The 20,827-nt window shown below is 42.8% G+C and carries 11 protein-coding genes; 6 read left to right on the forward strand and 5 right to left on the reverse strand.

Annotated elements, in window-relative coordinates:
• The first annotated feature begins 1,232 nt into the window (after positions 1 to 1,232).
• On the forward strand, positions 1,233 to 3,380 hold the full coding sequence (locus tag HWQ36_RS31640; RefSeq protein ID WP_292710242.1) for a calcium-binding protein: 2,148 nt from the start codon (positions 1,233 to 1,235) through the stop codon (positions 3,378 to 3,380).
• A 199-nt stretch (positions 3,381 to 3,579) separates the two neighbouring features.
• Here HWQ36_RS31640 and HWQ36_RS31645 read toward each other — a convergent pair whose 3' ends face one another.
• On the reverse strand, positions 3,580 to 8,637 hold the full coding sequence (locus HWQ36_RS31645) for a CHAT domain-containing protein (protein ID WP_292710245.1): 5,058 nt from the start codon (positions 8,635 to 8,637) through the stop codon (positions 3,580 to 3,582).
• 365 nt (positions 8,638 to 9,002) lie between these two features.
• Between HWQ36_RS31645 and HWQ36_RS31650 the strand changes: the two genes are divergently transcribed.
• Both HWQ36_RS31650 and HWQ36_RS31655 read left to right on the forward strand, forming a co-directional pair.
• Positions 9,003 to 10,820 (forward strand): ShlB/FhaC/HecB family hemolysin secretion/activation protein, encoded by a 1,818-nt coding sequence (locus HWQ36_RS31650; protein WP_292710248.1) that lies wholly within the window; start codon positions 9,003 to 9,005, stop codon positions 10,818 to 10,820.
• 313 nt (positions 10,821 to 11,133) lie between these two features.
• Positions 11,134 to 11,790 (forward strand): pentapeptide repeat-containing protein, encoded by a 657-nt coding sequence (locus HWQ36_RS31655; RefSeq protein WP_292710251.1) that lies wholly within the window; start codon positions 11,134 to 11,136, stop codon positions 11,788 to 11,790.
• A gap of 76 nt (positions 11,791 to 11,866) precedes the next feature.
• On the opposite strand, the gene HWQ36_RS31660 is transcribed toward HWQ36_RS31655, so the two are convergent.
• The 3 genes from HWQ36_RS31660 to fraC form a co-directional block, all read right to left on the reverse strand.
• The gene (locus HWQ36_RS31660) at positions 11,867 to 12,646 is read right to left on the reverse strand and encodes an ABC transporter permease (protein WP_292710254.1); all 780 of its coding nucleotides are present in this window, start codon (positions 12,644 to 12,646) and stop codon (positions 11,867 to 11,869) included.
• 76 nt (positions 12,647 to 12,722) lie between these two features.
• Entirely contained in the window at positions 12,723 to 13,730 is a 1,008-nt protein-coding gene (gene fraD, locus HWQ36_RS31665; RefSeq protein ID WP_292710256.1) for a septal junction protein FraD, read from the reverse strand.
• A 293-nt stretch (positions 13,731 to 14,023) separates the two neighbouring features.
• Positions 14,024 to 14,563: a filament integrity protein FraC gene (fraC, locus tag HWQ36_RS31670; protein WP_292710259.1), complete on the reverse strand. Its 540-nt coding sequence runs from the start codon at positions 14,561 to 14,563 to the stop codon at positions 14,024 to 14,026.
• Between the two features lie 237 nt (positions 14,564 to 14,800).
• On the opposite strand from fraC, the gene HWQ36_RS31675 reads away from it, so the two are divergent.
• The gene (locus HWQ36_RS31675; protein WP_163934608.1) at positions 14,801 to 15,937 is read left to right on the forward strand and encodes a cob(I)yrinic acid a,c-diamide adenosyltransferase; all 1,137 of its coding nucleotides are present in this window, start codon (positions 14,801 to 14,803) and stop codon (positions 15,935 to 15,937) included.
• 364 nt (positions 15,938 to 16,301) lie between these two features.
• On the opposite strand, the gene HWQ36_RS31680 is transcribed toward HWQ36_RS31675, so the two are convergent.
• Positions 16,302 to 17,384, reverse strand: coding sequence for an MraY family glycosyltransferase (locus HWQ36_RS31680; protein WP_292710266.1), 1,083 nt, complete (start codon positions 17,382 to 17,384; stop codon positions 16,302 to 16,304).
• Positions 17,385 to 17,541: 157 nt separating this feature from the next.
• On the opposite strand from HWQ36_RS31680, the gene groL reads away from it, so the two are divergent.
• Together groL and corA are read left to right on the forward strand one after the other, a co-directional pair.
• Entirely contained in the window at positions 17,542 to 19,224 is a 1,683-nt protein-coding gene (gene groL, locus HWQ36_RS31685; protein WP_292710269.1) for a chaperonin GroEL, read from the forward strand.
• A gap of 354 nt (positions 19,225 to 19,578) precedes the next feature.
• On the forward strand, positions 19,579 to 20,721 hold the full coding sequence (gene corA / locus HWQ36_RS31690) for a magnesium/cobalt transporter CorA (protein ID WP_292710272.1): 1,143 nt from the start codon (positions 19,579 to 19,581) through the stop codon (positions 20,719 to 20,721).
• Positions 20,722 to 20,827 lie beyond the last annotated feature (106 nt).

Consider the following 20,827-nt stretch of genomic DNA (forward strand, 5'->3'; position numbering starts at 1 on the left):
GAAACTGGTTTGCTAGTTGCTGCTACTGTACCTCATAACAGCTGTAGATGCTGTATCTACTGGCTTGTCATTAACCACAAACAATTTTTTGGTTGTTTAATCTTAATTAAGGTTCCATCACTAAGCGACAAGGAACATAATAAATTTTCAGAATGCGAGGTGCTATTCTATACACTTCGCCTTTAGTCGATCTGTGCATTTGTAATTTTGATGAGCGATCGTAATTATTGCACATATATAATCTCATGTTCGGTTAATTAATTATGATTACCACATCTGTGCAATAATCGGAAAACCCTTTTTCCCCCTGCCCCCTGCCCCCTGCCCTCTCCTGTAGTAGTAGCTTGCTTCTCCAAAGCAGTACGCCTCAAAAACCTCTTTGGCTGCTATAAACTCACAAAATGTGAAGAACACACCAAGGGAATCCCTTAGTAAATACATTTTGAGGCATATAATATAAAGAGTATACAAAGATAGTCATTTAAGTATAGACATCTAAGTAAATATTCAGTATTTAGTTAATATCAGGTTATTTAAGTGTTTCCTATTTTTAAGTTAGCCACCCAAGAGCAATAGCTCACAATGAGGTTAGGAAAATTCCTTCCCTTATCATCTGTTGCCTATTTTAAAGACACTAGGACTTACGCATTGACAAAAAATTCAGGTATGGAGTGTGAATTTCAGACATTTAAGCTTAATTTGACGACGCTTTTTGATCAATTACTATAGCGGTTCTCAGTTGGGTGCAATACACACCTAACAAGAACAGTACCTTCCCTAGTAGCGTTGGCTACGATGTATACACAAGTCTGAAATAGCTGGTAAAACCTTGGTTTTACCCCTCCCCGATATATTCTACCGTGTATATGCTGGGAGGGGAAAATTCAAAGTCTCTCTCCTTTTAGGAGAGAGATTTAGAGAGAGGTTTTCCAGATGCCGTGAAAAGTCAGATATTCAATCAAGGATGCTTATAAAAGCCTGAAACGACCTATTTCAGGTAATTTCCACTGCTTAAAATTATACAGCGCGTGAGGCTTTGCTACTGAGATAGGCACTACTTGCGAACTGGTAAACAGATGAGATTTTCGAGAAAAATTACTGTCCCTTTTGAGGGATATAGAAGTATGCCGAAAGTGTCAAGTTTCGGTAAGTTCTTGTGTTCTAAAACAGTATTAACTCAGGGCTGAAAACTTAAACGTTACTGAAAAAATCGATTTAGTTAGGTAAAAGTTATGACAAATATCATTGGAACCAAGGGTAATGATACTCTTGTGGGCAGCGAATTATCGGATACAATTAATGGTCTTGCAGGCAACGATACCATTACACCTAACCAGGGCAACGACACCGTGACTGGTGGTGGCGGCAAGGATCAATTTGTTTACAACTACAATAACTACGACGAGGATACTGACACCATCATCGATTTCGGTGGCGTGGGTAAAGGAAGCCACCCAACAGCAGCAGTCATTGCCGAAGTGGATACCATCAAATTCCAAGGTGCTAATTTCACTGCCCAAAATCTGCTGCTTACCCAGAATGGCAGCAATCTAGAAATCACCTTTGAAGGAGAGGCTAATCACAAAGTCATCCTCAAAAACTTTAAATTAGAAAACTTGGAAAATCTGAAAGCGTCTGGAAACAGACCAGCTATTGGCAATATCCTGTTTGATGGGCAAACTAGCATCACCGATAGTTTTGATGTCCTTGATGCCAACTCCACTGAAACTAGCCTGTTCAACAAGAACACCGTTACCTTCCTAAATAACCTCAACAACAACATTACGGGTTTAGATAACTCAAATGATGTCGTCAATGGTCAAGGCGGGAATGACCGCATCGACGGCAAGAGTGGCAACGACTTGCTGCGGGGTGGTACGGGAAATGATACTCTCATTGGTGGCGCGGGGAACGACACCCTTATTGGTGATACTGGCAATGACTCCCTTGATGGTGGTACTGGTAATGACTTGCTGCGGGGTGGTGCGGGGAACAATATCCTCAACGGTGGCACTGGTGACGATAACTTGAATGTTGACTCTTCACTAGGCAATAATCTCCTCTCTGGTGGCGATGGCAATGATATTCTTTCGGCATTAGGTGACTTTGAAGGTAATGTGGTGTCTGGTAATAACACCCTCAAAGGTGGCGCTGGTAACGATACCTTAATTGCTGACAGTTCCGCAGGCGATAACTTACTGGATGGTTCCAATGGCAATGATTATCTCTCTGCCTCTAGTGCTTACTACGACCCTAGAGTGTCTGGCAATAATACGCTCAAGGGTGGCGTTGGTAACGATACTTTGAGTGCCTTACTTTCAACAGGTAAGAACTTCCTAGATGGTGGTGATGATAACGATTATCTCTCTATCAATCTTGCCTCTGGTAATAACACCCTCAACGGTGGCGCTGGTAACGATTACTTGAGTGCTAATATTTCAACAGGCAATAATCTGCTCTCTGGTGGCGATGGCAATGACTCTCTCTTTGCCTCTGAATTTGAGGGCTACAGGTTTGATAACACTTCCGGGAAAAACACCCTTAACGGTGGTGCTGGTAGCGATTACTTAAATGTTAACTATTCACGCGGCGCTAATCTGCTCTCTGGTGGCGATGGCAATGATACTCTCTCCGGTTCTAGCTACGGCCGCGGCTTCGGAGGGTCTTTTTATAACACTACTGGAAATAACACCCTTGACGGTGGTGCTGGTGATGATAATTTGAATGTTGACTATTCAACAGGCGCTAATCTGCTTTCTGGTGGAGATGGCAATGATTATCTTTCAGCCTCTGGCTACCAATACGACGATTCCGATGAAGGAGTCTATCGCAGAGCATCAGGCAATAACACCCTCAACGGTGGCGCTGGTGCTGATAAATTGATTGTTGATTATTCAACAGGCAATAACCTACTCTTGGGGGGTGATGATAATGATTACATCTCTGCATTTGGGGCATTAGGCAATAATACCCTTAGTGGTGGCAATGGAAATGACACCCTCAAAGGTGGCAATGGAAATGATATCCTGACAGGTGGTTTTGGTAATGATAGCCTCTATGGAAATGATGGTATTGATACCTTTGCTTTCAATAGCTTCAATCAAGGTGTTGATCGTCTTTATGACTTCAACGTAACTAATGACCTGATTCAGGTATCGGCTGCTGATTTTGGTGGCGGGTTATCAATAGGTTCACTCTCAGCGAATCAGTTTATCGTCGGAACATCTGCAACGACAAGCAATCAACGATTTATCTATGACTTTTCTACAGGTGGACTGTTCTTTGACCAAGATGGCAGTGCATCTGCCTTTACTCAGGTAAAATTTGCCCAATTATCTGCTGGATTGTCACTAAGCAACAACAATTTTGTCGTTGCTTAATCGTGATTGACACTCTTGCATAACTAAAGAGTACAGATAGATTGCGAGGTACTATTTTCAGTACCTCGCATTCGTATTCATAAAGGTATTAAGCTTTCAGTATGGTCGGTTTATGTCTGCGTTTGTAATTTGGGTAAGCGATCGCAATTTTTGCTCTGGATTGTGGGTGGGTTAAAATGGCTCATCCCTGATTGCAACTTTACCAAGGATTGCCAACCATTGTGAATCCAGACCAATAATAAGGATGGGTAAGTAATTGCTCCCCTTCATCAGCACTGTTAGTAGGTAAAGATAAGTTCCCCACTACTCCCAAACCTTCTAATTGACCATTTTTAACATAAATCTGCCCTTTGGCCATAGCTACCTGAGCCTGTCTGAGGGCTTCTGCTTTAATTGAAGATGTCCTCAAGTTTTGATAAAATTTCGTCATCAAGGCTGCTGTACCAGCATCATTAACCGACCAAAGACTAGCAACACTAGTTTTCACGCCCGCCAGCACTGCTAAACCTGCAAATCCAAGCTCCGACTCTTCATCCCCTAATGCCGTTCTACAAGCACTCAGCACCAGCATTTCAACTTCGGGTTCATTCAAGCGCAACTGTCGTAATTGGTTTAAGCGTAACTTGTCTTCCCACAGTTGAATATAGGAATTACTCAAAGCACCGGTAGCAAAATCGGCATGGGTTGCCATGTGAATAATCCCAAAAGGTTGTTGACGGCGGATAGTTTTGAGATTTTCTAAGGTGGCTTGCTTGTCTAACAATAATTTGCCCTGCCAAAGTTTAGACACCAGTGTTGATAACTCCAGAGGAACTGCTGGTAAAGGCTCTTGTCCTTGTGTACTCTGAGAAACCCCCAGTGCTAAGACTTGAGATTTTTTAATGTCTTTATAAAGGGTGTTAGTCAAGCTGAGACTGGGCATCAAGCCAATGCTATATTTTTCTATTAGAAACCCCTTGCCATCATGAAGTGCTGCCATTGGGGTTGAACGTAACCCGATGTCTGGTAAAAAGACCAAATTATTGATTTCTCTTGCCTGCAAATCTGCCTCTAGTGGTGCAATAATCCAGCGATAAAGTTGTTGAGATGGACGCAAATAACCGGTGCGGCGACGGTTTTGTGGACTAACTATTTGGTCACGAAATTCCTGAGCTACTTGGAGAACTTTGGCTTTGGTCGTTTCTGGGATGCGCTTGCGGATGGGGTCGCCTTTTCCTGTTACTAAGACTATTTCTAGTTGGTCGCTATCCTGTTCTGCTTGAGTATTTAATTGTTTAGTAAGTTTTTGAGCTTTGCCTAAATTTCTCTCTGGTATTATCTCCACAGGAACAAAACTGATGTAAATAAATGCAGGTTTAACACCAGTCGCTTCTTCAATTTTGCGAGCAATTTCTTTAGCATCATCTAGTGTTTTGATTTTAGGAGTCGGGATGCCTAAATGGTCGGCAAAATCATCTGTGAATTTATCTTCGGGTGTGGGATCGGTATTCAGAACGGGGTCATTAATTTTAGGATTATTGGGGCCGGGGTCAATCGGTTTACTTGGTGGATTGCACTGGAATGTGCAGGGGGGAGGATCTGGCCTGTCGATTGGTGGCCTGTCAATTGGTGGCCTGTCGATTGGTGGCGTATCGTTTGGTCTAATGTTGATTGCTACTTGTACAGGTGTTGAGGATGAAAGAACGTTAGGGCCTCCATTCTTGATATCGCTAGCTTTGACTGTGAAAGCATTGATTAGCCCTGTGGTATCAGTTGGTGATGTATAATTTAGTGTCTCACCTATAGTTAAGGTGTCTCCCGCGTTTAAAGCGGTATTGCCTCGTCTCAGAGTTCCTGATTGGATGGCATCAATGACAACGATGGTATTATCGAGATTCACATCGTTAGTGCTGGCAGTAAAAGTGAAAGAAAAGGGTTGATTGGGTTGGGCACTGGATGACAGGAGCGTGTTTGTTTTTATTGTAGGTGGAGTATTGACAGAATTGATGTTGATACTGGTGTCTGGGATTGTCGTACCACCGGCTCTGCCGTCATTAGGCAAGACTGGAAAGTTGTTACCCAAAGAAATGTTTGCTCCCCCCGTATCAAGTGTTCCGGCTGTACCATTGACACTTGCATTACCGACGATAAAATCTACATTGTCTGGCCCACCATCATGTCGAATTGTGATAGTACCTCCTGCGATGCTAGTGGTTCCGCCTTCTCCAGAATCGAAAATTCCGCCGGTGGCGATGGTAGTACCTACCCCTATTCCTTGAACTAGTCCGTTTGTCAGCACTTGCACATTGCCACCTTGAACAGTGTTGGCATTACCAAAATCTGTTGTGGCTTGGGTGTTGATGCTGTTAAAGCGAATTGTGCTGCCAAAGGGATTGGTAGTTCGTAAAGTAACGTTGCCACCTGTAGCACTTGCAGTACCATCCACTCCGGTGGCAGTTGCTGAGGCATCAATGCCATCATTAACGGTGATATTCTCTGTGGCAGTTAAGGTGACTGCGCCAGCCGTGCCAGTAAAATCGCCACCTGCAAACTTGACTACAGACGAGTTAATCGCTCCAGTGGTAATACTACCTGCTGTAGTTGTTGCGACTATATCACCACCCCTACCTGAGCTATCGGCATCATTGGAAAAGGAATTAATTGTATTTGTGAGGATATTGCCTGCCGCAGTCAAAGTCACTGTTCCCGTGATGCCACCACCACCGCCACCACTATCGCTGGTGTTAATCTGATTGAGGGTAATTCCACCATTGTTGCTTACGACTTGAACATTACCTGCTGAATAGCCTTGTCCACTGGCAATAATGTTGCCTGCACTAATGTTGCCACTTGTCGCAGTTAGGGTTACATTTCCACTTTTAGCAAAATTACGAGTTGTGTCTAAATTTCCCAGTGATAAGCTGGCTCCTGAAATGGTGATTTCTCTGCCGTTAGTGCTGATGGTGTCGCCTGTACCCATCGTAAAAGCGCCTACACCGCTATTATCTGCATCTGCGGTAAATGTAATTGCTCCGCCAACTGTATTATTTACAAAGTTTAAAGATACGCCATTGTCAATTGTAATGTTGTTAGTTGCTTGTAGAGTGACAGCAGCATCTTGACTTTGTAGGGCGTTTTGGGAAATCGTGAAGGTTGCTGGGGGAGTGCCTTGTAGGATTACGGGCAAAGAGGCATCCTGGGGTTGTGAAGCGATCGCTACAATATTTATATCAGTTGGGTCTAGTAACAAGTTGCCAACAATACCATTATTTGCACTTAAGTCAGTGTTCCCACGGTAAATCAGGTTCTCCTTACCCGACACTTCCACAAAACCACCATTGCCGGAGTTAAGACCGCCACGAGCGGTAATATTGCCAAAAAATCCCGTTGTCTTATCACCCCAAACAATCACCCGTCCACCGTTTCCATTCAATTTGCTATCGGCATTAATGACGGAGTTTGAGTCAACATAGGTCTGCTCTGCGTTGGGTAAAGTCCCCTTACCTTGGTAATCGCCACCAATTAACACAGTACCGCCACCATTGCTTCCAGAGGCGTTAATATTGGCATCAACCACCGCAACTTTTTTACCCAAAGCAGTTACCGTACCGCCTGTTTGACTCGATACATCCACAATGCCCGAAACAATCGTTGTCCCTGGTGTTGTGGGAATTGTCACATTGGAGCCTGTCAATTTTACAGTCCCATCAGGATTTGCAGTTAAGCCAGTGTTACCAACAGTGAGCAATTCAGGTATTGAGGCGATGGGAATTGTCCAGTTATTGGGTTGATTGCTACTAGAGGCAAGGGGCTGAATTTCCAGACTTAACAGATTTCCTGGCTGACTGAGACGTACCCAATTTTGTCCTGGTACGGATGTGACAGTAATCTGTCCTCCCGGTGCTGAGATTTGCCCGGTGTTGACCACAGTACCACCCAATAAGGTCAAATTTTGCCCAGCACCTACTGCCAAATTTCCAGCATTTGCGATCGCTCCTGCTTGATTCATACTAAAGGCAAATCCGTTGGGGTTTCCAACTAAAGCAGCGTAGTCATTAACACCAATAGCATTGAACCAACTGCTGTCAAAACCAATGCCATTGGCTGTTGTCACCGTGAAAGCACCAGGCACATTTAAGCTGGCGTTCGATCCAAAAATAAATCCGGCTGGATTCATCAAGAAGAGGTTTGCATTGCCACCTGTTACCTGAATTAAGCCATTGATAACTGAGGCATTCCCGCCTGTAATTCGACCAAGGATATTTTGCAGCGCCGGACTAGCTTGAAAGTTGGCGATTTGTTCTGGTGAAATTCCAAATTGTTGAAAGCTGTGGAAGAGGTTAGCACCATCAAGAGAAGTTGTACCGCCAGTGATATCCAGTCGATTACCGTTGGGTGTAACAATTGTGTTTGTTCCATCGGCAGCAGGGACAATTTGTTGTGCTTGGGCTAATCCCGCGACTGTCACTAAAGGCAAAATAGCTAGCACTGAAGCGGCGATTTTGTGTAGTAGAGGTTTTTTCCGCCGCAATATGAAGCGACCTGCGGGCAATTCTACATCGATTTGTAACTTTTCTGCTAATCCACGCCGCCAAAGTGCTTGAGCGATCGCCTTCTGTGACCAGAGTATTTGTTCTGTTCTTCTGGTGACAGACATGCTTTGAGAGTGAAGCCGATAGAGGTAGAGTGGCTCTTGGACTCGGCGCACCTGGGTTACTTCTGAAAGTCGCAAACATAGGTCATAATCATAGGCACTACCAGAGAAGGATTCGTTAAAACCTCCCACTCGGTCGTAAACCGACCGCCGCATCAGGCGGAAGTGAAACGTCATGAAGTTCACCAAAAGATTTTCTTGGGAGTAAGCAATACTACAGCGATGACCGTAACCTATGACAATACCCTTTTCATCAATATTTAAGTAGTCGGTGTAAACAAATCCCGTTTCTGGATGGCGATTCAGTACTGTAGCGGTTTGGGCAAGGGTGGTAGGGGCTAGGATATCATCACTGTCTACTATACCGATGTAAGTGCCACTAGTTTGGGCGATCGCTGCCTTACAAGCCGCAGCAAGTCCTTGATGGTCTGCTTGAAGTACCCGCACTCGCCCATCTTGTTGAGCATAAGCGTTTGCGATCGCCACCGATCCATCTGTGGAGCCATCATCCCAAATTAGGAGTTCAAAGTCTTGCCATGTCTGCGCTAATACGCTGGCGATCGCTACTCCAAGGTAAGACTCCCGGTTGTAATTGACGATGACTATGGAAATCAGTGGTGGCATCGAAGTATTCCCAAGTTTTCTACCTGTCACCACAATATAATGCTAGGGGGTATCACTGAGAAAAAATTGTTATTATTTATAGTTTTAGTTACAAATCTTTTGAAATCTGAATATCAAAAATATGATATTGAAATACTCATAAGAGAAGTTAGAAGGAAAGGGGCATTGGGCATTGGGAATTGGAAAGAGAGAAGGAAGACAAGGGAGAGGGGGGAGACAAAGAAGAAACTTGTTTAATAATTCTTCCTTATCCCCCTCATCTCCCCCTACTCCCTGCCCCCTGCCTCTTGCCTCCTAAAACAGCCATAGCACACTCAAAAATCAAAATCAGCCCAGTCGTTAAATAAGGCACCCACTGAGGAGAAATGAGAAAAGAAACAGAAACTGGCATTAAGCCGAAAACAACTACTCAGAAAAGCATTGTCTGTTTCTCTCATCAGTTAAACACTTGGCAAAGTCTAGCGACTACTAGATGGAATAAGCACAGTTTCAGTTTTCAGTGTGGCTTGCTAATTCTGCCTGCGGTCTGGATTATTACTGCAAATGGACTTAGAGCTACAGCAAATAACTTTACACCGGATTCGGCTGCAAATAGCAGTCAGCCAAAGTTACAAATAGTACAAGAAACAGAACCGAACCCCCAATCATTGCCACCACAACCAGAAACACCACAACGAATTCGGGTTCGTAAAATCCAGGTTGTAGATAGCACAGTTTTTAATGAAAATGACTTTAATCGAGTTGTCAAACCCTTTGAAGAACGGGACTTGACTTTAGAAGAAATCAGACAAGCCGCAGATGCTGTTACCCAGCTTTACTTAAATAAAGGCTATATAAATTCCAGAGCAGTTCCAGACATTCAGCAACCTAGTACCGCCAATGGTGTTGTGGTAATTCGGGTGATTGAAGGGCGTTTGACAGAGATTGACATCGAAGGGACGCGGCGATTAAACCCATCTTATATTCGTAGTCGCATCCAATTAGGTGCTAGTACCCCTCTGAATACTGGTAAGCTCGAAGAACAATTGAAACTGTTGCGACTCGATCCCCTATTTACAAATGTGGAAGCGCGTCTGCGTCCAACGGGTAAGGTTGGTCAAAGTATTCTAATTGTCAGAGTTGAAGAGGCAAAATCTTTAATTGGTAGCTTGGGTGTAGATAATTATTCGCCTCCGAGTATTGGTGCGGAAAGATTGGGTGTTGAACTGCGCGATCGCAATTTGACTGGGATGGGAGATGAGTTAGCAGGCTCATATTACCACACCTTTTCTGGTGGTTCCGATGCCTTTGATTTTAGCTATCAAGTTCCTGTTAACGCCATGAATGGCAAAGTGCAGATTAGAGCCGCATTTAATCGCAACGAAATCACTGAGCCACCATTTAATGCGTTTGGGATTCGGGCAAACCAGGATCTTTATGAAATTAATTATCGTCAACCCTTGGTGCGATCGCCTAGAGTTGAATTTGCCCTATCCTTGGGATTTACCTATCAAGATGGGCAAACCTTCCTCTTCGATAACCTGGCAACCCCCTTTGGTATTGGCCCTGATGCCAATGGCGTTAGCCGCACCAGTGTAATTAAATTTGGTCAAGATTATATTAAACGCGAACCTCAAGGAGCTTGGTTTTTGCGATCGCAATTTAATTTTGGCATTGACGTATTAGATGCAACTGTCAACAATGACCCCATACCCGATGGTCGCTTTTTCAGTTGGTTGGGTCAAATACAGCGCGTGCAGCAACTCAGTGCCGATCATCTGTTGCTTATCCAAGCAGACTTACAGCTAACACCAGATAGCCTTTTACCCTCTCAGCAATTCGTCATCGGTGGTGGACAATCTGTAAGGGGATATCGGCAAAATATCCGCTCAGGGGATAATGGATTTCGGGTAGCGATCGAAGATCGGTTCACAGTCCAGCGCAATGAATCTGGATTATCCACAATTCAACTCGCGCCATTTCTGGACATGGGAGCCGTCTGGAATCAGTCTAATAATCCTAATCAGCTACCCGATCAAACTTTTTTGGTGGGTGCAGGCTTAGGATTCTTATGGAATCAGGCAATGGGAATTGATAATCTATTTTTGCGACTCGATTATGGACTTCCATTTATCGATCTGAGCGATCGTGGTAATAACGCTCAGGATGATGGCTTTTACTTTAGCCTTCGCTATCAACCTTAGTACACCAATATGGGTGAGCTTTCTTTCTGTAGCTATGCTGAGTGCTGAGTGCTGAGTTAGGAGTCAGAAGTTAGTATTTTTCCCCTGCTCCCCCTGCTCCCCTGCCCCTGCCTCTTTTTCAATGTTTCCTGACTTATGTCAGCATTTTTTGTTTTAAAAACCACTGAAAAAACGCATTTTCAGGTGATTGGCGATTTTTGGTCAATTTATTTTTGATTATTTACTGAGCTAATCTGCCTTTGGGGTGTACTCTCAATATACGGTAACTATCACACTCGACCTTTGAGATAAATTACACCCAGAGGTGAATACCATGAAAAATTATGCTGATAAGCAGGAATTTATATTAAGTCAAATCACAAATAAATATTTTCAGCGCCGAGATTTCAGTGGATGTGACTTGAGTGGAATTGACCTAAAAGGAACTAACTTAACTGGTGTTAACTTTATAGGAGCAGATTTGAGTGGCGCAAATTTGTGTGGCTGTGTTCTCACTCGTGCTAATTTAAGTGGTGCAAATTTGATGCAAGCTAGCTTACGCGAAGCTAATTTGTATGAAGCATCTTTGTGTGAAGCTAATTTGATGAATGCTGATTTAACACGAGCAAATTTGTGTGGAACTTTCTTATGGCGGGCGAAATTCACAGGTAGTAATCTTTGGGGTGCTTCTTTATGTGATGTGGATTTAAGAGAAGCAGACCTAAGTGAAGCCAATTTAATTGAAGCATCACTGATTGAAGCTAACTTAATTAGAGCAAATCTCACAGGAGCAAAGTTATGTGGAGCAAAATTACTAGAAGCTAATTTAACTGAGGCTAACTTAACTGGTGCAGACCTGACATGGGCAAATTTAACCAAAGCAAACTTGAGTCAAGCAAACCTTTGGGAGACAAACCTAATTTATGCGAGATTCCGCGATACTATCATGCCTGATGGCACAATTAAGCAACCTCAGATAGTTATTTATTAGTCATTTGTCATTTGTCATTTGTCATTTGTTAGGGGAGAAGAACTTTCTGTTTGCTCCAATTCCCCATTCCCAATTACTAAAATTCACGTTGTGAGAAAATGAAAATAGCGATCGCTAATAACAGGGCACTATAAAGTAAGCCATAACCGGCATTTGTAATCAGTACAGTTGTGTCAGGTAGTGCTTGCAGACCATAAACGGCATCATTTTTCAAATCTAATCTAGATAAATCTGGCAAAATGAGAAACAAACCTTGAGTTAGACCTTCCATACCAGGGTTACGGCTCAGACGACCTAGTTGCACTAAATCTTGAGTAACATTTCCGATTAAATACACCGCAAAGGTTAAAACAGTCGCTAGGAGAGACGCAGTAAAAACACCGAAGGTGATAGCCATAGCGGTGATTAATGATAGCTGCAAAAATAAGAAAATTGCAGCAATTAAAATACTCACCGTTGGATGATGAATATTACCAAATTGCAGAAATACTAGATAAATTGCTGTCATCGTAGCGATAAGTACAGCTAGTACTGCGGATAAACCTAAGTATTTGCCGATGATAATTTCGCTGCGACTGACAGGTTTCGCAATTAACACCAAAATAGTGCGTTTTTCAATTTCTTTATTAACCAGTCCCGTACCAACAAATATGGTCACAATTAACCCGATGGCATTCATCGCCGCCATCCCGAAGTCTAAAAATATTTTGTCTTCAGTCGTAGCTGCAAATTCAGGAAGGACGCGGAAGGCAGTGGCAAGTATAACCGCATAAAAACCAATAATATATAGGATGCGATCGCGTACCACCTCCTGAAACACATTCTTTGCCAATACAAAAATTCTGTTAATAGTCATTTGTTATTTGTCATTTGTCATTGGTCATTTGTCATTAGTTATTCTCCCCCTGCCTCCCCTGCTCCCCTGCCTCATCTCACTGCTGCGGAGGCGGCGATCCGGCAATTAATTTACTGGCGCGATCGCATTCAATTTCTGCAACTGTAATTTTATTATCTGAATTGTTCGTTGCTGCAACTGGTTCAATTCGACAAGATTTTTTCAAGTAATAACCCCGTGGGTTAGAACTTGGCCCTATCCAAATACTTAATAAATCTAATATATATCCAGACTTAGTATTAGCTACACGCGGTTCAATACGCCATAAATCCTTTTCTTCATATTTCCCCAGGCTTTTTTGAATTACTGCCCTACCTAGAGTTCCTACTCGCTGTTTTGCATCAAGCAACCATTTCTCTACTTCCGACCAAGGTGTTTTGTTTATTTCTTCTACTACTATTGGTTGAAGTTTTTCTAAAATTAAAACACCGTTTTGCGGGATTTTTACTCGTTCTTCTGTTCTGACAACAAAGGTACTACGTTTAAAAGTATCTGCCTGCAAACTAGGATATTGTTGAAACCAATGATCCATTACAAAGTAAAACTGAATCCAGCAACTTAGTAGCATACTACTAGCAACTAAAATTATGATTCTTTGGCGGTCTTGTGGCTTAGGAATTCTAGCTTTAGCGTCGGTGTCAGTTCCTTCAATAAACTCTGGTATTGCCGTAATTAGTGCTGAAATTGTCGGCCAAAAAACGATTGTTCTTGGTGTAATTACATCGTGTTGATTTCCAAAAGCAAAAACACTCACTAAAAATCCAGTGATTACTGCTCCAACTGGCATAAAAGTACCAGGAACTCTCAAAGGATCTTGAGTTGTATACCAAGCTGTGCCGGCAATTAAAAATAACCAACCGAAGAAGGCAATAATATCTTTGATATAGCCTGTAGCTAGATATGAAAGTGCCCAAGAAAAAACACTCAAATAAATAAATGTCTGCCAAGAATAAGCTTTGGGCGGAACTAATACTTTTTTAATTCCTGCATAAAGCCCTTCTGCAAATTTAAAAACTCCAAATACATCTTTCAGTAGCGTATTCATGTTCCTCGTTCCACCTAATTAACTAACCCTCTTTTATTACTCCGAAAAAATAAAATATTCGTAGGTTGGGGAGCCACTGCGTTGTCCGGGTTTCCCGGCTTGAAGCAAGTGGCGTTTGAACTTTAGTGAAACCCAACAAAACCAGGGATTTTTGGTGTTGGGTTTCGTTCCTCAACCCAACCTACACCTAAATTCATCAAAGTCCTTAAAAATAAGAGTGGATGATTTTTATCCGACGAGAGTCATAAAAGAGCGCTAATCACTCGTCTTCCTTTTTATGAAGTAAAATCTTGCTACTTTGAACTAAATAATAAAATAATAGTTATAGCAGTATAACTCAGTGAATTTGCTATTAGTACAGTAATTACTAAATTATTACTTTGTAATTTCAAGTTGCCCAAAGTTCGCCATCGCCGCCGTTGAGATGTTGGAGCTTCCTCTTCTTTTTTAGCAAATTGCTCATTTAATGATACTAGCAATCCCTTTAAAATGAAAAACTTCATCAAAAAAGTAGCAAAGAAAATTATAAAGGCAGTTAATATTATTAAAGCTTGTGTGTTAGGTGATTTAAAATTATTAAAAAACATATAGTTAATTAATTCTGTTCTCACCTGGATCGGCAATATTGGTTCTGATACAAAAAATATGAACCAACCAATTACACTAGAAAATAAATTGATAGAAATAGCATAAAAAGTACTAGTTTTTTTGTCAAATTTGAGTCGATAGTTCAAAACATAAGCTTCGATGGGGATAGCAATCAGTACAAATAAAAAATCAAACAGAATTCCACCAATGGGAAAAATCCTCGGAAGCATCCAATTTTCAGGCATAACATAGTCAAGGATAAGGTTTAACTGTAGAGAGTATAACTGGGATAGTGAGGGTGATGGGGGAAATTATTACATTGTTCTTGTCCTTTACTATGCTGGTGTGCCAGTATTCTCTGATTGATATTGTTAATACATCAAGCTGAACCTTGTACGGAGACGCTAGAGGGTTAGTTTCTCTACCTAAGATTACAAGACGTTAGGTAAGATTAAAGACTGCCACTTATAGCTTTTCGAGAGATGACAAGGAACGGTATCGGTATTCGCACGGCGCAAGTGCGTCAAGAACGGCTCATTGGTCAAATTCACGTCTACGATGGCGTGGGTAAAGGTAAGTCTCAGGCGGCTTTGGGGGTGGTTTTGCGCTCTATTGGCTTGGGGATAAATACGCCAAGCGATTCTAACCGTGTTTTACTGCTGCGCTTTTTAAAAGGGCCGGAACGTGATTATGACGAAGATGGAGCGATCGCAGCTTTACAGCGCGGGTTTCCCCATTTAATAGACCAGGTTCGCACTGGAAGAGCCGAATTTTTTGGCCCAGAAGAAATTACCACCTTTGACCGAAATGAGGCGATGCGGGGTTGGGATGTCGCCAAAGGTGCGATCGCTAGCGGTTTATATTCAGTTGTCGTCTTGGATGAAATTAACCCCGTTCTGGATTTGGGTTTGCTACCAGTAGATGAAGTGGTAAAGACATTAAAATCCAAACCCCAAGAGTTAGAAATTATTGCTACCGGACGCGCCGCACCGCAAAAATTGCTCGATATTGCAGATTTGCACTCAGAAATGAAACCTCATCACCATCCCACAGCCAAAGCCCTCTTCCTTGAAGGGATTGAAATTTATACTGGTGCTGGTAAAGGCAAGTCTACTAGTGCTTTGGGCAAAGCCTTACAGGCCATTGGTAGGGGAATAAATCATCCAGGATCTACCCGTGTGTTAATTATGCAGTGGCTTAAAGGTGGTAGCGGCTACACAGAAGATGCAGCGATCGCCGCCTTGCAGCAGTCATATCCAGAAGTGGTGGATCATCAGCGTTGTGGTGGAGATGCGATTGTCTGGCGCAATTCCCGGCAAGAATTAGACTATGTAGAAGCCGAACGGGGTTGGGAAATCGCAAAAGTTGCGATCGCCTCTGGAATGTATAAAACTATTATTCTCGATGAACTAAATCCCACCGTTGACTTAGAACTACTCCCCGTTGAACCCATTGTTCAAGCTTTACTCCGCAAACCCCGCGACACCGAAATCATCATCACTGGCCGCTGTCAAAATCAACCAGCGTACTTTGACTTGGCTAGCGTTCATTCAGAGGTTTATTGCCACAAACACTATGCAAATCAAGGTGTAGAACTTAAACGAGGTGTAGATTTTTAGGCATTGCATCTTAATTCGTAATTCGTAATTCGTAATTCGTAATTCGTAACGTTCTCAAGCTTGAATTTTTGGTGAATTGAGAAAAACCAGAGTAGTAGTCTGTCAAGCAAAGTTTGAAGGGTAAAGGGAACGAACCACGAAGACGCAAAGTACACGAAGGAAGAAGGAAAGAAGAGAAATTGAAGAATTTATCTACTCGTCAAAGTTGAATTGACAGACTAGTACAGTACGGCGGAAATAAACAGACCATTTAAAATGTCTAAAACCGTTACGCAACGGTAATTACGAATTACGAATTACGAATTACGAATTACGCGAAGCGGTACGAGTAGGGCAAGCATTACAATGCCGACCCTACAAGCAACTAAGGCTGTTGGCGTATTCTTTGCCAGACAGTAAAGCCCAAAAGAATGACAATACTACTGGCGGTAGTCATCATCACAGCCAAACTCATACCTTGTATTCTCATTGCCAGCAAGTTGAAAAATAAGGTAATTGACCAAAGCGTGAACGCAGCATGACGCTGGGAAAGTCCCCAAGCAAGTAAGCGGTGGTGCAGATGATCTTTGCCAGGAGTACTAAGAGGGTTATTTCCTGCTAGTAGCCGCCTTACAAATACTTGGGTGGTGTCTACCACTGGCAACAATAGAAATAAAACTGTGGGAATTAGGGCATAAACTGTGTTTTGTTGCAGTTTGCCTAAAATACTAGTTGCTGCCAGCACATAGCCAAAAAAGTATGCTCCAGCATCACCCATAATAATTCGTGAGGGATGGAAGTTATGACGCAAAAAGCCTAGCGCAGCACCTCCCAAGGCTGCGAGTACCAAGATTGCCGCCGCACGATTATTAAATTGGGCTGCAACCCCCAACAAACTCATGGCGGTAATAAAGCTGATTCCTCCTGCCAAACCATCCATACCATCCATCAAGTTGATGGCGTTGGTAATCCCTACTACCCACAGTACCGTCAGCAACAAAGACAGAAACGAGTCGATGGGAGTGCCAAACATAACTTTGACACTGATGCCATTAGCTACCAGCAACAGTGCCGTGACAATTTGCGCCCACAATCGAACAGAGGGCGGTAAGCCAAACTGATCGTCGATAAAGCCCACCAGGACTAATATCGAACCTCCTAACAGAATAGTTAGCACTTGAGCCAATACGTTTTGGAGTTCGATCGGTCGTAAAAGGCTAGCTAATACCAGCGCGGCAATGACACCCGCGTAGATAGCCAGCCCCCCTGCATTGGGTAAAGGTTCTCGATTGAGTCGCCGAGCGTTGGGTTGGTCAGCCCAACCTACCCGTAAGGCGAATTTGCGGACTGTCGGAATTGAACGCCACGTTACAAGCCAAGCCAAAAGGAACGTAAATACTACTGCCAACCAGCCGGTGCCGCTAGGGTCGGCAATACCAAGGGACTTAAGGGAGTTGTCTAGATTCATCTCCCAATTCAAGCATTACTGCCAGTATCTATAAAGAACATCACCTGTATATTAATCAATTTTTTTATTTCCATTTGTAACTTGAGCCGATTGAGAGATTAGCACTCTTGCTCTGTGAGTGCTAAATTGTCTAATGGAAGCGCTGGAGAAATAAAACATGGCGAAAATTATTGCATTTGACGAGGAATCGCGGCGAGCTCTAGAAAGGGGTGTTAACGCCCTTGCTGATGCCGTAAAAATCACCCTGGGGCCCAAAGGTCGTAATGTCCTTTTAGAGAAAAAATTTGGCGCACCTCAAATTGTCAACGATGGTATCACTGTTGCCAAGGAAATTGAATTAGAAGATCCTTTGGAAAATACTGGTGCAAGACTCATCCAGGAAGTGGCCTCAAAAACTAAAGATGTTGCTGGGGATGGTACAACCACCGCCACAGTTTTGGCACAAGCCTTGATTCGGGAAGGTTTGAAGAACGTGGCGGCGGGTAGTAACCCAGTTAGCCTGAGACGCGGGATCGACAAAACTATTGAGGCACTGGTACTAGAAATTGCCAAAATAGCCAAGCCGGTAGAAGGAAGTGCGATCGCTCAAGTTGCCACTGTCTCTGCTGGTAATGATGAAGAAGTTGGTCAAATGTTAGCTCAAGCAATGGAAAAAGTCACTAAAGATGGTGTCATTACCGTTGAAGAATCTAAATCCCTAACCACCGAACTAGAGGTAGTTGAAGGGATGCAGATTGACAGGGGTTACATTTCACCCTACTTTGTCACCAACAACGAGCGGCAAATCGTGGAATTTGAAAACGCCCGGATCTTGGTGACAGATAAAAAAATCGGCAGCATCCAAGATTTAGTACCAATTTTGGAAAAAGTCGCTCGTTCTGGTCAGCCCTTGCTGATTATCGCTGAAGATGTTGAAGGTGATGCTTTGGCAACTTTGGTAGTGAACAAAGCCCGGGGTGTACTGGCAGTGGCTGCCATTAAAGCACCTGGATTTGGCGATCGCCGCAAAGCTTTGTTAGAAGATATTGCTATTCTCACCGATGGACAGTTGATTTCTGAAGAAATCGGCTTAAGTTTGGATACTGCTGCTCTAGAAGCGCTGGGAACTGCTCGTAAAATCACCATTGACAAAGAAAGCACCACTATTGTAGCTGGCAGTACTACTAAGCCAGAAGTACAAAAGCGGATTGGTCAAATTCGCCGACAGTTGGAAGAAACCGATTCTGAATACGATCAAGAAAAACTGCAAGAACGCATCGCCAAGCTTGCTGGCGGGGTGGCAGTGATTAAAGTGGGTGCGGCAACCGAAACCGAACTCAAAGACCGTAAACTGCGGATTGAAGACGCGCTGAACGCGACTAAAGCTGCCGTGGAAGAAGGTATTGTTCCTGGTGGTGGAACAACCTTAATTCACTTAGCTAAGGCGGTAGAAGCGATTAAAAAGACCTTGCAAAATGACGAAGAAAGAATTGGGGCTGATATTGTCGAACGAGCGCTAGAAGCCCCCTTGCGTCAAATAGCAGACAACGCTGGTGCTGAAGGTTCTGTGATCGTCTCTAAAGTCCGAGACAGCGACTTCAACATTGGCTACAACGCTGCTACTGGCGAATTTGAAGACTTGATTGCTGCTGGTATTATCGATCCTGCCAAAGTCGTGCGTTCAGCTTTGCAAAATGCTGGTTCCATTGCTGGTTTGGTCTTAACTACCGAAGCGATCGTTGTTGAAAAGCCAGAGAAGAAATCTGCTGCTCCTGCCCCTGATATGGGCGGTATGGGCGGCATGGGCGGTATGGGCGGTATGGGTGGCATGGGTGGTATGGGCGGCATGGGCATGTTCTAACTTCTGCTTACCCAGATAAATATTTTTTCAACAGTTTGTCTTGCCAAGGCAAACTGTTTTTTTATAGCATTGCTGATTCAGAGCCGATATGTTATCTCTATTGCTGGGAAGTAGCTGGACATAAATAAAAATAATCATCATGGTTATCAGTAATTAGTCGTAAGTACAACTAAGCACTAAAAAAATGCTGATTCCTAAATTACCAAACCTAAATAATTCCTTAATCTAAAAATCGCGGATTTTGTATTAACTTTTGTAATATTAATAGCAAAAGATGAAATAACTCAAAATATTTCTCTTATCAATTGTCAGCTATTTTTAGTAATTCCCAATTCCCAATGTAGGTAATATTGCATGGTACGAAAACTGCGCCGTCTTCCCAAAATAGTAACTAGGCGATATGAAGATGAGTTCCATCACCAACCAGGTACTATACCTGGAACAATTTTTATTGATGAAGATTCTCCGCCACCGATAATTTTCTTGATTGACTATAACCAAACCAATTTCATCCGCGAACAAATAGCAACTCCCGAAGAGTGTGTTCCATATTTGGAAATGGAATCAATTTCTTGGGTAGACGTACAAGGTTTAGGCAGTCAAGATATATTACAACGATTGGGTCACGTTTTTGAATTACATCCTCTCGTTTTAGAAGATATAGTCAATGTACCAGAGCGTCCGAAAACAGAGGATTATGAAGACCAATTACTATTTATTGCCCGGATGGTAGTACCAAAGGAAAGATCGTGTGGTTTTTACAGCGAACAAGTAAGTTTGATATTAGGTAAAAGTTATTTACTGACAGTCCAAGAAGAACCAGAACATGATTGTTTTGAAGCGGTGCGATCGCGAATTGAAAAAAACAAAGGTATCATCCGTAAACAAGGAGCGGATTATTTAGCTTACGCCGTGTTAGATGCAATTATTGATGGCTTTTTCCCGGTACTGGAGGTTTATGGGGAGCGAATCGAAGAGTTGGAAGAGGAGGTAATAGTTAAACCAACCCCACAAACACTACAAAATATTTATCAAATTAGGCGAGAACTACTGCAACTGCGTCGTGCTATCTGGCCCCAGCGAGATGCAATTAATTCTTTGATTCGAGATGGCAGTGATTTGATTAGTGAAGAAGTGCGAATCTACTTGCGAGATTGTTATGACCATACAGTGCAAGTGATGGACATGGTAGAAACTTATCGAGAACTAGCATCTGGATTAATGGATGTGTACCTTTCGGCAGTGAGTAATAAAATGAATGAAATCATGAAAGTACTAACAATAGTTTCAACAATTTTTATTCCACTGACTTTTGTGGCCGGAATATATGGTATGAATTTCAATACCGAAAAATCGCCATATAATATGCCTGAGTTGAATTGGTATTGGGGCTATCCACTTTGCTTGGCAGTGATGGCTGCGATCGCACTTGCTTTGCTATTCTTCTTTTGGCAACGGGGCTGGCTGCAAAATTCTGTAACAATTAAGCGTAATTAATAATTGCAGATGGACAACGAATCAAATAAACCACGTCTATCTTGAAACCTATAGTTCAACTCTAATGAATAAGGATTTGCCCTCATCCCCCAACCTATCCCCCATA

The organism is Nostoc sp. NMS2, from assembly GCF_017115105.1.
Taxonomy (GTDB): Bacteria; Cyanobacteriota; Cyanobacteriia; order Cyanobacteriales; family Nostocaceae; genus Nostoc.

Excerpts from the sequence above, each read along its gene's own strand:
- HWQ36_RS31640 (WP_292710242.1), top strand. The coding sequence starts at position 1,233 with ATGACAAATATCATTGGAACCAAGGGTAATGATACTCTTGTGGGCAGC.
- HWQ36_RS31645 (WP_292710245.1), bottom strand. The coding sequence starts at position 8,637 with ATGCCACCACTGATTTCCATAGTCATCGTCAATTACAACCGGGAGTCT.
- HWQ36_RS31650 (WP_292710248.1), top strand. The coding sequence starts at position 9,003 with ATGAGAAAAGAAACAGAAACTGGCATTAAGCCGAAAACAACTACTCAG.
- HWQ36_RS31655 (WP_292710251.1), top strand. The coding sequence starts at position 11,134 with ATGAAAAATTATGCTGATAAGCAGGAATTTATATTAAGTCAAATCACA.
- HWQ36_RS31660 (WP_292710254.1), bottom strand. The coding sequence starts at position 12,646 with ATGACTATTAACAGAATTTTTGTATTGGCAAAGAATGTGTTTCAGGAG.
- fraD (WP_292710256.1), bottom strand. The coding sequence starts at position 13,730 with ATGAATACGCTACTGAAAGATGTATTTGGAGTTTTTAAATTTGCAGAA.
- fraC (WP_292710259.1), bottom strand. The coding sequence starts at position 14,563 with ATGCCTGAAAATTGGATGCTTCCGAGGATTTTTCCCATTGGTGGAATT.
- HWQ36_RS31675 (WP_163934608.1), top strand. The coding sequence starts at position 14,801 with ATGACAAGGAACGGTATCGGTATTCGCACGGCGCAAGTGCGTCAAGAA.
- HWQ36_RS31680 (WP_292710266.1), bottom strand. The coding sequence starts at position 17,384 with ATGAATCTAGACAACTCCCTTAAGTCCCTTGGTATTGCCGACCCTAGC.
- groL (WP_292710269.1), top strand. The coding sequence starts at position 17,542 with ATGGCGAAAATTATTGCATTTGACGAGGAATCGCGGCGAGCTCTAGAA.
- corA (WP_292710272.1), top strand. The coding sequence starts at position 19,579 with ATGGTACGAAAACTGCGCCGTCTTCCCAAAATAGTAACTAGGCGATAT.